16 protein-coding genes and 4 tRNA genes are annotated in these 12,220 nt (G+C 69.4%); 15 read left to right on the forward strand and 5 right to left on the reverse strand.

Features of this window, described 5'->3' with window-relative positions; genetic code table 11:
* Positions 1-21 precede the first annotated feature (21 nt).
* Entirely contained in the window at positions 22-474 is a 453-nt protein-coding gene (gene rnhA / locus NYZ95_RS07815; RefSeq protein WP_262850389.1) for a ribonuclease HI, read from the forward strand.
* A 190-nt stretch (positions 475-664) separates the two neighbouring features.
* Positions 665-1,213 (forward strand): hypothetical protein, encoded by a 549-nt coding sequence (locus tag NYZ95_RS07820; protein WP_262850391.1) that lies wholly within the window; start codon positions 665-667, stop codon positions 1,211-1,213.
* Positions 1,214-1,236: 23 nt separating this feature from the next.
* On the opposite strand, the gene NYZ95_RS07825 is transcribed toward NYZ95_RS07820, so the two are convergent.
* On the reverse strand, positions 1,237-1,731 hold the full coding sequence (locus tag NYZ95_RS07825) for a YajQ family cyclic di-GMP-binding protein (protein WP_262850392.1): 495 nt from the start codon (positions 1,729-1,731) through the stop codon (positions 1,237-1,239).
* Positions 1,732-1,829: 98 nt separating this feature from the next.
* Here NYZ95_RS07825 and NYZ95_RS07830 point away from each other — a divergent pair.
* Positions 1,830-1,911: transfer RNA gene (locus NYZ95_RS07830), tRNA-Tyr, on the forward strand.
* A 66-nt stretch (positions 1,912-1,977) separates the two neighbouring features.
* Here NYZ95_RS07830 and NYZ95_RS07835 read toward each other — a convergent pair.
* Complete coding sequence (locus tag NYZ95_RS07835; RefSeq protein WP_262850394.1) at positions 1,978-3,150, reverse strand: serine hydrolase domain-containing protein; 1,173 nt, start codon at positions 3,148-3,150, stop codon at positions 1,978-1,980.
* Positions 3,151-3,274: 124 nt separating this feature from the next.
* Here NYZ95_RS07835 and NYZ95_RS07840 point away from each other — a divergent pair.
* From NYZ95_RS07840 to NYZ95_RS07855, 4 genes are all read left to right on the forward strand, one after another.
* Positions 3,275-3,347: transfer RNA gene (locus tag NYZ95_RS07840), tRNA-Thr, on the forward strand.
* Positions 3,348-3,400: 53 nt separating this feature from the next.
* A tRNA-Met gene (locus tag NYZ95_RS07845) sits at positions 3,401-3,474 on the forward strand.
* Positions 3,475-3,517: 43 nt separating this feature from the next.
* Positions 3,518-3,688, forward strand: a complete 171-nt coding sequence (rpmG, locus tag NYZ95_RS07850) for a 50S ribosomal protein L33 (protein ID WP_139088538.1) — start codon at positions 3,518-3,520, stop codon at positions 3,686-3,688.
* A gap of 90 nt (positions 3,689-3,778) precedes the next feature.
* Positions 3,779-4,810 (forward strand): UDP-N-acetylmuramate dehydrogenase, encoded by a 1,032-nt coding sequence (locus NYZ95_RS07855; protein ID WP_262850397.1) that lies wholly within the window; start codon positions 3,779-3,781, stop codon positions 4,808-4,810.
* A 60-nt stretch (positions 4,811-4,870) separates the two neighbouring features.
* Here NYZ95_RS07855 and NYZ95_RS07860 read toward each other — a convergent pair whose 3' ends face one another.
* From NYZ95_RS07860 to NYZ95_RS07865, 3 genes are all read right to left on the reverse strand, one after another.
* Entirely contained in the window at positions 4,871-5,590 is a 720-nt protein-coding gene (locus NYZ95_RS07860; RefSeq protein ID WP_262850399.1) for a putative endonuclease domain-containing protein, read from the reverse strand.
* A complete protein-coding gene (locus NYZ95_RS20560; RefSeq protein ID WP_372500463.1) occupies positions 5,532-5,909 on the reverse strand; it encodes a type IV toxin-antitoxin system AbiEi family antitoxin domain-containing protein in 378 nt (125 codons plus the stop codon). Before NYZ95_RS20560 ends, NYZ95_RS07860 begins: the two co-directional genes overlap by 59 nt.
* A 72-nt stretch (positions 5,910-5,981) precedes the next feature.
* On the reverse strand, positions 5,982-7,013 hold the full coding sequence (locus NYZ95_RS07865; RefSeq protein WP_262850401.1) for an adenosine deaminase: 1,032 nt from the start codon (positions 7,011-7,013) through the stop codon (positions 5,982-5,984).
* Between the two features lie 140 nt (positions 7,014-7,153).
* On the opposite strand from NYZ95_RS07865, the gene NYZ95_RS07870 reads away from it, so the two are divergent.
* The 8 genes from NYZ95_RS07870 (at position 7,154) to rplL (ending at position 12,085) form a co-directional block, all read left to right on the forward strand.
* Positions 7,154-7,226: transfer RNA gene (locus tag NYZ95_RS07870), tRNA-Trp, on the forward strand.
* Between the two features lie 65 nt (positions 7,227-7,291).
* Positions 7,292-7,519, forward strand: a complete 228-nt coding sequence (secE, locus tag NYZ95_RS07875; protein WP_262850402.1) for a preprotein translocase subunit SecE — start codon at positions 7,292-7,294, stop codon at positions 7,517-7,519.
* Between the two features lie 107 nt (positions 7,520-7,626).
* Entirely contained in the window at positions 7,627-8,529 is a 903-nt protein-coding gene (gene nusG / locus NYZ95_RS07880; protein ID WP_262850951.1) for a transcription termination/antitermination protein NusG, read from the forward strand.
* Positions 8,530-8,618: 89 nt separating this feature from the next.
* Complete coding sequence (gene rplK / locus NYZ95_RS07885) at positions 8,619-9,047, forward strand: 50S ribosomal protein L11 (protein ID WP_262850404.1); 429 nt, start codon at positions 8,619-8,621, stop codon at positions 9,045-9,047.
* 77 nt (positions 9,048-9,124) lie between these two features.
* A complete protein-coding gene (gene rplA, locus NYZ95_RS07890) occupies positions 9,125-9,838 on the forward strand; it encodes a 50S ribosomal protein L1 (protein ID WP_262850406.1) in 714 nt (237 codons plus the stop codon).
* 108 nt (positions 9,839-9,946) lie between these two features.
* Positions 9,947-10,759, forward strand: a complete 813-nt coding sequence (locus NYZ95_RS07895) for an SCO4651 family lipoprotein (protein ID WP_262850408.1) — start codon at positions 9,947-9,949, stop codon at positions 10,757-10,759.
* A gap of 272 nt (positions 10,760-11,031) precedes the next feature.
* Positions 11,032-11,637 (forward strand): 50S ribosomal protein L10, encoded by a 606-nt coding sequence (rplJ, locus tag NYZ95_RS07900; RefSeq protein ID WP_262850409.1) that lies wholly within the window; start codon positions 11,032-11,034, stop codon positions 11,635-11,637.
* A 55-nt stretch (positions 11,638-11,692) separates the two neighbouring features.
* Positions 11,693-12,085: a 50S ribosomal protein L7/L12 gene (gene rplL / locus NYZ95_RS07905; RefSeq protein ID WP_262850411.1), complete on the forward strand. Its 393-nt coding sequence runs from the start codon at positions 11,693-11,695 to the stop codon at positions 12,083-12,085.
* Positions 12,086-12,220: the final 135 nt, after the last annotated feature.

Below are 12,220 nucleotides of genomic sequence, written 5' to 3' on the forward strand. Positions count from 1 at the left end.
CGCGCGGTCTAGCCTTCGTCCGTGCCTGACGACGTGAGCGTGACCATCCACACCGACGGTGCCTGCCTCGGCAACCCGGGGCCGGGCGGCTGGGGCGCCGTGCTCCGGTACGGCGACCACGTGAAGGAGCTGTACGGGGGAGACCCCGCGACGACGAACAACCGCATGGAGCTGATGGCGGCCATCTCGGCGCTCGAGGCCCTGACCCGCCCTGCGGTGGTCGACCTCCACACCGACAGCAGCTACGTCCGCAACGGGATCATGAGCTGGGTCGCGAAGTGGAAGGGCAACGGCTGGCGTACCGCTGCCAAGCAGCCCGTCAAGAACGAGGACCTCTGGAGGCGCCTCGACGAGGCCGCGCAGGTGCACGAGGTCCGGTGGCACTGGGTCAAGGGCCACGCAGGCGATCCCGGCAACGAGCGCGCCGACGCCCTCGCCGGCATCGGGGCGCTCGAGGCGAAAGCCCAGCGCTAACCGCCCCTCCCGCGTCCCCCGCCCGGTCCGCGGCGGTGAGCTGGGTCCCACCGCGGCGCTTCGCGTGGGACCTGACTCACCGCCGGGCCCGCACGGCCGGCAGCCTGATTGCGACAAAACGACCAAAACGGGATGCGGTGCGTTCCAGACTGGACGGCAGCCCCCTCGCTCGTCTTGGAGGTCGGTCGCCATGAAGCTCCCTCTCGGGGTCCTTGCCGTCGTACTCGGTCTGCTCACCGCCTGCAGCGCCACCGACGCGAAGGACGCGCTCGAGTCGAGCCCAGCCTCGACCAGGACCACAGCGACGGAGGATCCGTGGGCCGAAGAGCTCGCGGACGCGACAACGGCGTCACGAAGCGCGTGCGCCGCGGTCTTCTCCGATCTGCTCAGCACCCTCGAGGAGCTCGGCTCACGGCTCGGTGTCGGCCTGCGCGTCGCGGAGTACGGCACCGAGGTGGGCGACATCCGGGTCGCCTACGACCAGGCAGCGAAGGAGGCGCCCACTCTCGATGACAGCTGTCTCGCCGCCGTCGGGCTCAAGCTCGAGCGCGCGCTGAACCACTACGTGAAGGCCAACCGCCTCTGGTCCGAGTGCGCTACCGACTTCGACTGCGACATGGACGACGTCGACCCGTTGCTGCAGGAGCGGTGGCGCAAGGCCCGCGCCGCGGTCGACGAGGCCGCGACCGCGATCGAGTCGTACGCGCTCCGCGAGGACGACCAACCCGCGCGGTCGTAGGGCGACCGGCTCGGCGGCACGGCTCAGCGGTAATTCACGAACTGCACGGCGAAGTCGAGGTCGGCGCCCTTCACCAGTGCGATGACCTCCTGCAGGTCGTCGCGCTTCTTGCCCGAGACTCGCAGCTCCTCGCCCTGGATCTGCACCTTGACGCCCTTGGGTCCCTCGTCGCGGATCAGCTTGGAGACCTTCTTGGCCTGCTCCTGGGTGATCCCTTCGGAGAACGTCCCGTTGATGACCGACTCCTTGCCGGACTGCTTCGGGTCGCTCGCCTCCAGGGTCTTGAGGGAGACCCCACGCTTGACCAGCTTGTCCTTGAGCACGTCGAGCACCGCCAGCGCCCGCTCGTCGGCGTTGGCCTTGATGACGACGGCCGTCGAGCCGCTCTTCTCGATCGAGGCGCCGGTGTTCTTGAAGTCGTAGCGGGTCGAGATCTCGCGCGCCGCCTGATTGATCGCGTTGTCGATCTCGGCGTGGTCGAGCTTGCTCACGATGTCGAACGACGAGTCCGCGGCCATGATGATCCTCTCGGTAGGTCAGCAGGGTCACCCGATTTCGGGTGCGCCGGACTGCTGCGCTAAAGTCGTGCTGTTGCTCGCGCAGAGTAACAATCCCTGGCAGGTTGCCCGAGCGGCCAATGGGAGCTGACTGTAAATCAGCCGGCAATGCCTTCGCAGGTTCGAATCCTGCACCTGCCACGTCCGACGAGCCCGGTCCCGCCTGCGCGGGGCCGGGCTCGTCCGCGTCCGGAGTACGGGGCGCGCTCAGCGCCGGGCGTCGAGCACCGCGCGTGTGAAGGTGTCGGGGGAGACCGCCTGCGGGTCGCGCGGGACGGCCCCCATCCGTACGGCCACGATCCCTTCCGACGGCACCACGGCGACGACCTGGTTGCCCAGGCCGAGCGCCCAGAAGGCGTCCTTGGGGACGCGCGGCGCGAGCCGCCCCTCGGGGGACGAGGAGGCCGCCGCGCCGCCACCGGTCGCCGTCCGCGTCCCGAGGACGGGGCCCTTGCGGTTGACCCACCACAGGAGCCCGTACGCCGCGTTGAGCCGCGACGACGAGCGTCCGGTGGCCTGCTCCACGTACGAGGGGGAGACGATCTGGCGGTCTCCCCAGCGACCGTCGCGCATCATCAGCAACCCGAGCCGTGCCAGGTCCAGGCACGAGGAGTTCACGCCCGAGAACATCGTCGTGTTGCCCGCGGGGTCCTCTCCCCAGTACGTCCGCGACATGCCGAGCGGGTCCAGGAGCTTCTCGCGGGCGTACTCCCGCGGCGTTCGACCCGTCGCGACCGTCAGCACCTCGTCGAGCGTCTGGATAGCGGCGTTGTTGTAGCGCCAGACGGTGCCGGGCCTGGCGTCCTGCGCGAGCCCGACGGCGAAGGCCGTCTTGTCGCGCGCGGCGAGCGCCATCTGCTGGTAGTCGGTGACGAAGTCCCAGTGCCGGCCGGAGACGTTGGCGAGGAGGTCGCGGATCGTGACGCGCGCCGCGGGGGTGCCCTTCCAGGCGCGGACGTACCGAGAGGCGCGGTCGTCCAGGTCGAGCAGCCCTTCGTCGGCCGCGATGCCCACCAGCACCGACGTGAGCGACTTCGTGACCGAGAACGCGGGTCCCATCGTGGTGCTGTCGGCGTCGCCGAACGATGCCTCGTGCACCAGCTCGCCGTCGCGCACCACGGCGACGCACGACGACCGGGACGCTTCGAGCTCGGCGTCGAGGGCGCGCAGCGCGGCGGGGTCGAACCCGGCGGCCTCCGGGTCCGTACGGGCCCAGTCGTCGCCAGGCACGGGCTCGGTCGGCGACACGCTGGGTGCTGCTGCGGAGGATGGTGGCGACGCCTCCGAGGTCGCGTCGTCCGCGGGCTCGCTGCCTGCGGAGCTGCAGGCGCTGAGCGCCAGGAGGCTCGCGGCCACGAGTGCCGTACGACGGGTGCGCATGGTCGTATTGTGGCGCGCAGGTGGGTGCCAGGACCGGGCCGGAGGTGACCGAGGTCACGGGGGCGACCCCCGATTTCGGTTCGTCGCAGGGGCCGTGTATCTTTGCTTCTCGGTTCGCCGATACGCCCCTTTAGCTCAGTCGGCAGAGCGTCTCCATGGTAAGGAGAAGGTCTACGGTTCGATTCCGTAAAGGGGCTCTGAGTCTCACCCGCTCCCTCCGCCCGGTGCAGAGGGCGGCGGGATGACGCATGGCGGGGTAGCTCAGGTGGTTAGAGCACACGGCTCATAATCGTGGTGTCGCGGGTTCGAGTCCCGCCCCCGCTACAAAAGACGACAGAAGCAGTTCCACCGAAGAAGAGGCAGACTCGTGGCCAGCAAGAGCTCTGACATCCGCCCCAAGATCACCTTGGCGTGCACCGAGTGCAAGCGACGCAACTACATCACCAAGAAGAACCGTCGCAACGACCCCGATCGCCTCGACCTCAAGAAGTTCTGCCCGCACGAGCGTCGTCACACGGTCCACCGCGAGACCCGCTGACCCACCTCGTACGACTTCCCACGTACACACCGTTCACCGGGGTCCCGCCGAGCAGGCGCGGACCCCGGTGTCATGTTGGGAGCCCTCTCGATGCGTGACCTGACCGTCCTCGCCCCGCTCACCACGCTGCGGATCGGCGGCCCCGCCCGCGACATCGTCGAGGTGACGGACGCCGACGACCTCGTCGACACCGTCCGCGCGCTCGACGAGGCCGGCGAGCCCGTCCTCCTCCTCGGGGGCGGCAGCAACGTCGTGGTCTCCGACGAGGGCTTCGACGGCACCGTCGTCCTCATCCGTACGCGAGGCCTGGTGGCCGACGTCGACCGCTGCAGCGGGGCGACGCTGACGGTCGCGGCCGGCGAGGTGTGGGACGACTTCGTGGCGCACGCGGTCGACGAGGAGTGGGTGGGCGTCGAGACGCTCTCCGGCATCCCGGGTCGGGTCGGGGCGACGCCGATCCAGAACGTCGGCGCGTACGGCCAGGACGTCGCTCAGACGATCGCCCGCGTCCGGACGTACGACCGGCGCGACAAGCGCGTCGTCACGTACTCCGCGGTCGACTGCCGCTTCGGCTACCGCACGAGCCGGTTCAAGGCCGAGCCTGGCCGCCACGTGGTCCTGGAGGTCACGTTCCAGCTCGAGCTCGGCTCGCTGAGCGCGCCGGTCCGCTACGCCGAGCTGGCCCGGACCCTGGGCATCTCCGTCGGTGACCGCGCTCCGCTCGGTGACGTCCGCGAGGCCGTCCTCGGCCTGCGCGCAGGCAAGGGCATGGTGCTCGACCCGGACGACCACGACACGTGGAGCGCGGGCTCGTTCTTCACCAACCCGGTGCTCTCGGCCGAGGCCGCGAGCGCGCTGCCGGCCGACGCCCCCCGTTTCGCCCAGCCCGACGGCCAGGTCAAGACGAGCGCGGCGTGGCTGATCGAGCACGCGGGCTTCGGCAAAGGGTACGGCCGGACGGCGGCGCGCGTCTCGTCCAAGCACAGCCTCGCCCTCACGAACCGTGGCGGCGCCACCGGCTACGAGCTCCTGGCCCTCGCCCGCGAGATCCGCGACGGGGTCGAGGCGAAGTTCGGCGTACGCCTCGAGAACGAGCCCGTCCTCGTCGGCGCCGAGCTCTGAGCCTGCCCTCGGCTGGGCTGGCTCGCCGCCAGCCGTCCACACTCAGCGACGGTTCGACCCTCACGACGTCCTGGACGAACCGTCGCTGAGGTGGCCGTACAGTCGCTGCGCCCGAACGAGCTCCCGCCGCAGGCGCGCTGCCGTACGCTCGGCGTTCTCGGGAGCCAGGTCAGCCCAGGTCAGTCGGAGCACGTGGTAGCCGAGATCGCGGATCTTCAGCTCGCGTGTCTTCTCGGCCCAGACGCTCGCTCCGGTCTGCTCGCCGCTGCCGTCGTACTTGACGCGACCGTCGAACTCGACGACAAGTCGCTGCTCTGGCCAGAGGAAGTCGACCTCCGCCCGACGGCCCTCAGGTAGCGCGAGCTCGTACTGCGTCTCAGGGCGAGGGAGGGAGAAGCGCCAGCACAAAACGAGGACCCGCACCTCGGCAGGGCTCTCGCACCGACCGTCCGCGATCGTCACCGCGTCCGCGGCGGTCCGGCTCCCCGGCCGGCTGCCGAGCGACGCCAGGACCTCGCGGAGCTCGGCTTTCGCGTCGTCCTGCGAGAACCACTCCAGGCAGCCCCGACGGCGTGCGTCGGACATGAGCTGGGAGATCCACGACGAGACGAGCACGGCGCCGGTGTCGATCTCGGACGTCGTCGCAGCCTGTGCGACGGCCAGGGGAGGACGAACGGTGGGGATCCCCTCGACGTCGACCACGTCGCTCGCCCGAAGGGCGTCACGGTGGCGCACGATGCCGTTGCGCGTACGGCTGGTGGTGCCGCCGACTCGGGCCACGTGAACAACGTCGAGATCCAGGCCGTACGTGCTGAGGTCGTGCGCGGCGGCCGCGCTGTCGTGGGACAGCGCGTACCCGGGCCCGAGCTGGGCGAGGACGGCGCGCGGTCACCAGATGTCTCTCCCTCGGAGACCACGTGACGTGGTCCTCCGCGAACGCGAACGCGCCGCGTCGCAGTCGGACCAGCACCTTGCGTTCGACGAGCCTGCCGAGCTCGGAGTGCGGGTAGCCGCAGTCTTTGCCGTCCTGACGCGTGAGGTAGCCGCCCTGCTCTCGCGCGACCCGCTGCAATCGTTCCACCCGAGCACTGTGGTCCACTGCGGTCGATCCCTGCAGCGAGCAGGCCGACGGCCTGTGGACAACCGACGGCGAAGTGGTGCTGAGCGGGGCTCAGTCCGGGTCGGCGGAGAGCCAGGCGTCGACCGCGGCCAGGGCGGTCTCGCGCAGGTCGTCGGGGGCGTACGAGGCGCGCAGCGACATCCGGGCGAGCTCGGCCAGCTCGGCGTCGCTGAAGTCCTGGGCGGCCCGCAGCGCGGCGTACTGGCCCGAGAGGCGTGCTCCGAACAGCAGCGGGTCGTCCGCGCCGAGGGCGACGCCGACGCCGGCCTCGGTCAGGGTGCGCACCGGCACCTCCTCGAAGGTGTCGTACACGCCCAGCGCCACGTTCGACGACGGGCAGACCTCGAGCGTCAGCCCCGCGCGGGCGACGGCGTCGAGCACGGCGGGATCCTCGACGCAGCGCACGCCGTGCCCGATCCGGTCGGGGGAGAGGTGCTCGAGGACGGCCCTGACGCTCTGCGGCCCTCGCAGCTCGCCGCCGTGCGGCATGCTGCGCAGCCCTGCGCGGCGGGCGATCGCGAAGGCCGGGGCGAACGTCGCGGTCTCACCGCGCCGCTCGTCGTTGGACAGCCCGAACCCCACGACGCCGCGGTCGGCGTACTGAGCGGCCAGACGCGCGAGCGTACGGGCGTCGAGCGGGTGCCGCGTGCGGTTCGAGGCGATGATCACCGCCATCCCGATCCCGTACGTGGCGCTGGCGTCGCGCACGCAGTCGAGCACGAGGTCGGTGAACGCCGTGATGCCCCCGAACTTCGCGGCGTAGCCGGAGGGGTCCACCTGGATCTCCGTCCAGACCGAGCCCTCGGCCGCGTCGTCCTCGGCGACCTCGTGGACCAGGCGCCGGACGTCGTCGGGGGTGCGCAGCACCGAGCGTGCGGTGTCGTACAGGCGCTGGAAGCGGAACCAGCCCTTCTCGTCGGTCGCGCGCAGCTGCGGGGGCCACTCCTCGACGAGCGCCGGCGGGAGCCGGACACCGTCGCGCTCGGCCAGCTCGACGAGCGTGGTGTGCCTCATCGACCCCGTGAAATGCAGGTGCAGATGGGCCTTCGGGAGACGATCGATCGAGCGCATCGCTTCGGCCATGCGGTCATCGTGCCAGCCGGTTCGACTCCGTGCCGGGGCACCCCGTACACTTGACGACCGGTGGATGTTTCCACTGTGTCGTCATGCCCATGAGCCACCCCAACGGCTTGCGGTGACGAGGCAGCGGAGGCGCACATCGAAGGGCAGTAGCTCAACTGGCAGAGCATCGGTCTCCAAAACCGAAGGTTGGGGGTTCAAGTCCCTCCTGCCCTGCAATGGCCTGGTCCGTCCCGACGGCGGACCGATGACAGGCACCACGATCGAAGGGAACGGTCACCATGAGCGAGACGTCAAGCGCTCCGACCGAGAGCACCCGCTCCGGCCGCACGTCTCCGATGACCTTCTACCGTCAGGTCGTCGCGGAGCTCCGCAAGGTGGTGTGGCCGACCCGTTCGCAGGTCGCCAACTACTTCGTGGTCGTGCTCTTCTTCGTGCTGGTCATGATGGCCTTCGTGGCGGGCCTGGACTACGGCTTCGGCAAGCTGATGTTCTGGGTCTTCGCCTGACCCCAGGGTCAAGACGAGACGAGGAAAGAGGCGCTGTGTCCCAGCCGTATGACGAGTTCGACGACGCCCTGCGTGACGCCGTCGCTCCTGCGGGCAACCGTGCGCCGTTGGACGACGACGAGCAGGAGCTCGAGGTCGAGGAGGTCCAGGAGGGTCTCGACGCCGCGGCCGACGAGGCCGAGCAGGACGACCCCGAGCCGCTGACGCCGTTCGAGGACCTCTCCGAGTCCGACGTGGAGCGCGCGGACGCCGAGGCGGCCGACGCCGAGGGCGAGGACGAGGCGGAGGCTGAGGTCGAGGACCTCGCCGAGCAGGTCTTCGAGGAGGCGCAGGAGATCGCCGACGCCGCCGGCACCACCGAGGACGTGCTCGAGGCGGTCGCCGCCGAGAGCGACCCGCTCGCCGAGTTCCGTGAGCAGCTCCAGAACCAGTTCGGTGACTGGTACGTCGTGCACACCTACTCCGGCATGGAGAACAGGGTCAAGTCCAACCTGGAGAACCGCATCACCTCCATGCACATGGAGGACTACATCTTCGAGGTCGTCGTCCCGACCGAAGAGGTGGCCGAGATCAAGAACGGTCAGCGCAAGCTCGTCAAGCGCACCGTGCTCCCCGGCTACGTCCTCGTCCGGATGGACCTCACCGACGAGTCCTGGTCGACGGTGCGCAACACGCCGTCGGTCACCGGCTTCGTGGGCAACGCCCACCAGCCCGTGCCGCTCACCCTGGCCGAGGTCGAGAGCATGCTCGCTCCCGCCGTCGAGGCCCAGGTCGCGGTCGAGCAGCCGGCAGCGGCCTCGTCCGCAACGGCGCAGTCGCAGGCGCCGAAGGTCGAGTTCACCGACTTCTCCGTCGGCGACTCGGTCATGGTCGTGGACGGTCCGTTCGCGACGCTGCACGCCACGATCACCGAGATCAACATCGACGCCCAGCGTGTCCGGGCGCTCGTCGAGATCTTCGGTCGGGAGACCCCCGTCGAGCTCAGCTTCGCGCAGATCCAGAGGGTCTGAGCACGCCAGGTACGCTCGACAGGGCTTCCGCGCAACACCAGTGGGAGGGCCGAGGCAGGCCCACCGAGACCACGAGAAGGAAAAGAGATATGCCTCCGAAGAAGAAGATCGCTGCCCTCGTCAAGGTGCAGCTGCAGGCCGGTGCCGCCACCCCGGCCCCGCCGGTCGGTACCGCGCTCGGTCCGCACGGCGTCAACATCATGGAGTTCTGCAAGGCGTACAACGCCTCGACGGAGTCCATGCGCGGCAACATCGTCCCGGTCGAGATCACGATCTACGAGGACCGGTCGTTCACCTTCATCACCAAGACGCCGCCGGCTGCGGAGATGATCAAGAAGGCCGCGGGCCTGCAGAAGGGCTCCGCCGTCCCGCACAAGGACAAGGTCGGATCCATCAGCAAGGACCAGGTCCGCGAGATCGCGCAGACCAAGCTCCCCGACCTCAACGCGAACGACATCGAGTCCGCGATGGAGATCATCGCCGGCACCGCCCGTTCCATGGGCGTCACCGTCGACTGACCTAGACCGACCGACCGGACCTGTGGCAGGGCCAGCTGGGCCCGACGACCACGACTGGTAGAGAGAGAAGAACCAGAATGCCTCAGCACAGCAAGGCGTACCGCAACGCCGCCCAGAAGATCGACAAGGACGCGCTCTACACGCCGCTCCAGGCGATGGAGCTGGCCAAGGAGTCGGGCTCGAAGAACTTCGACTCGACCGTCGACGTCTCGATGCGCCTCGGTGTCGACCCGCGCAAGGCCGACCAGATGGTGCGCGGCACCGTCAACCTGCCGAACGGCACCGGTAAGACCGCTCGCGTCCTCGTGTTCGCGACCGGCCCGAACGCCGACGCCGCGCGTGAGGCCGGGGCCGACTACGTCGGTGCCGACGACCTCGTCGAGAAGATCTCGGGCGGCTGGCTCGACTTCGACGCCGTCGTCGCCACGCCGGACATGATGGGCAAGGTGGGTCGCCTGGGTCGCGTGCTCGGCCCCCGCAACCTCATGCCGAACCCCAAGACCGGCACGGTGACCCCGGACGTCGCGAAGGCTGTCTCGGACATCAAGGGCGGCAAGATCGAGTTCCGCATCGATCGCCACGCCAACCTCCACTTCGTGATCGGCAAGGCCTCGTTCAGCGCTTCCGCGCTGGCCGAGAACTACGCCGCCGCGCTCGAGGAGATCCTGCGTCTGAAGCCGGCCAGCTCGAAGGGCCGCTACATCAAGAAGATCACCGTCTCCACGACGATGGGCCCGGGTGTGCCGGTCGACCCGAACCGCACCCGCAACGTCGCCTCCGACGACGAGTGACCTCGCGCGTACGCCCGTACGCGTGACGCGAGCCGACGGACGCCGTCTCCCTCCCGGGGGGCGGCGTTCGCGCGTTCGCGGACCCACCCACCGGGTAGCGTGGAGGTCATGCGCATCCGAACGATCCCGACCGCACTCGCGGCCCTTGCCCTTGCTCTCACCGCAGGCTGCGGGAGCAGTGCCGACCTCGCCGACGGCGACGGTGGCGATGCCTCGACGGCGTCGTCGCAGACCGGCGCGAAGGGCGGCACGACCGACGAGGGAGCAACGAAGCTCACCTCGTCCAACTTCGCCGAGGTGCTCGCCGGCGCCCAGGTCGAAGCACAGACCGCGCACATGACGATGTCGATCGGGGCCGGCGGCCAGAAGATCGCCGCGGAGGCCGACGTGGCCACCGACCCGGACCCCGACAAGACCGCGATGCGCATGACGATGGACATGGGCGGCCAGGACCTCGAGATGATCCTCGTCGACGGCACCATCTACACGAAGGCGCCGGGCATGTCGGGCGACAAGTGGATGAAGATCTCGCTGGACGAGGCGAAGGGCGCCGCGGCGGAGTCGTTCGCCCAGATGCGCGACTCGATGGACCCGGCCAAGAGCATCGAGAGCCTGAAGGCGGCGCTCAAGGACGTCAAGAAGACCGGTGAGACCGAGACCATCGACGGGGTGGAGGCCACCCGCTACGACGTCGTGGTCGACACCTCCAAGATCGAAGGCATGGAGGGGGCCGCTGCGGCGCAGCTGCCCAAGGAGCTCACGTACCAGTACTGGGTCGGTCCGGACGACCTCCCGCGCAAGGTCGTCGTGGACATGCCGCAGATGCCGATCGAGATGGCCTTCACCAAGTGGGGCGAGGACCTCGAGATCAAGGCGCCGCCGGCCGGCGAGGTCGTCGACGGCAGCTCGATGATGGGCTGACGCCACCCGATTTGGATCTGCGCGGGTCGTTCACGTAGTCTGGACGACGCCGAAGACCGCCGGTCGTCCGTGACCCTCTCAGGAGAGTCTCGGATCGAAGGTCCCGCACTCCGCGGGCGGCCCGCGCAGGTTCACCGAGTTCTACGCACTCTCCCGTGCGTCGCGCCCCGTGCCCTGCGCCGGGGCGTTCGTCGTTTCACGACCAGATGCGCCGGTGGCCTTCGTACGTTCCAGGTGCTCGCCGTTCGGCGGGTACGACACGAAGGAGAACCATGGCGCGACCGGACAAGGCCGCAGCGGTTGCCGAGCTGGCGGACGAGTTCCGCAGCTCGAACGGCGCTGTGCTGACCGAGTACCGCGGTCTCACCGTGAAGCAGCTGCAGGAACTGCGCCGCTCGCTCGGTGAGAACGTCAACTACGCCGTGGCCAAGAACACGCTGACCAAGATCGCGGCTCGTGACGCCGGCGTCGACGGTGTCGACGACCTGCTCAACGGGCCGACTGCCATCGCCTTCATCAAGGGCGATCCGGTCGAGGTCGCCAAGGGTCTGCGTGACTTCGCCAAGGCGAACAACAAGCTCGTCATCAAGGGTGGGTTCCTCGAGGGGAAGCCGCTCGACGCTGCCGAGATCACGAAGCTTGCCGACCTCGAGTCGCGCGAGGTCCTCCTCGCCAAGCTCGCGGGCGGCATGAAGGCGAACCTCTCGAAGGCCGCCGCTCTGTTCCAGGCACCGCTCGCTCAGGCGGCGCGTGCCGTGGGCGCCCTGCAGACCAAGGTCGAGCAGGATCCGTCCGCAGCCTCGGCTCCGGCCGAGGACACCTCGGCTCAGACCGAGACCGAAGAAGCCCCGGCCGCGGCCGAGGGCTCCGAGGGCTAGGGCCCGATCACGTATCCGACCCCCCTCGGGGTCCCCAGATAGGAAGGACGCCAACATGGCGAAGCTCAGCACCGAGGACCTGCTCGACGCTTTCAAGGAGATGACCCTCCTGGAGCTCAGCGAGTTCGTCAAGCAGTTCGAGGAGACCTTCGACGTCACCGCCGCCGCTCCGGTCGCGGTTGCCGCCGCTCCTGCCGCCGGTGGCGGCGCGGCTGACGCCGGCGCTGCCGAGGAGAAGGACGAGTTCGACGTCGTCCTCGAGTCGGCCGGCGACAAGAAGATCCAGGTCATCAAGGAGGTGCGCGGTCTCACGAGCCTCGGCCTGAAGGAGGCCAAGGACCTCGTCGAGGGCGCGCCCAAGCCGATCCTCGAGGGTGTCAACAAGGAGGCCGCGGACAAGGCCAAGGAGGCCCTCGAGGCCGCCGGCGCCACCGTCACCCTCAAGTGACGCGTCCCGCGCTCTGACGCACCCGTACGAACGGGCACTCCTCCTCCGGGAGGGGTGCCCGTTCGTCATTCCCGGGTGCCATCGGAGGAGTAGGCTGACCCTCGAACCGAGTGTGACGAGCCTCACCGTGGGTAC

It is taken from the genome of Mumia quercus, from assembly GCF_025506335.1.
Taxonomy (GTDB): domain Bacteria; phylum Actinomycetota; class Actinomycetes; order Propionibacteriales; family Nocardioidaceae; genus Mumia; species Mumia quercus.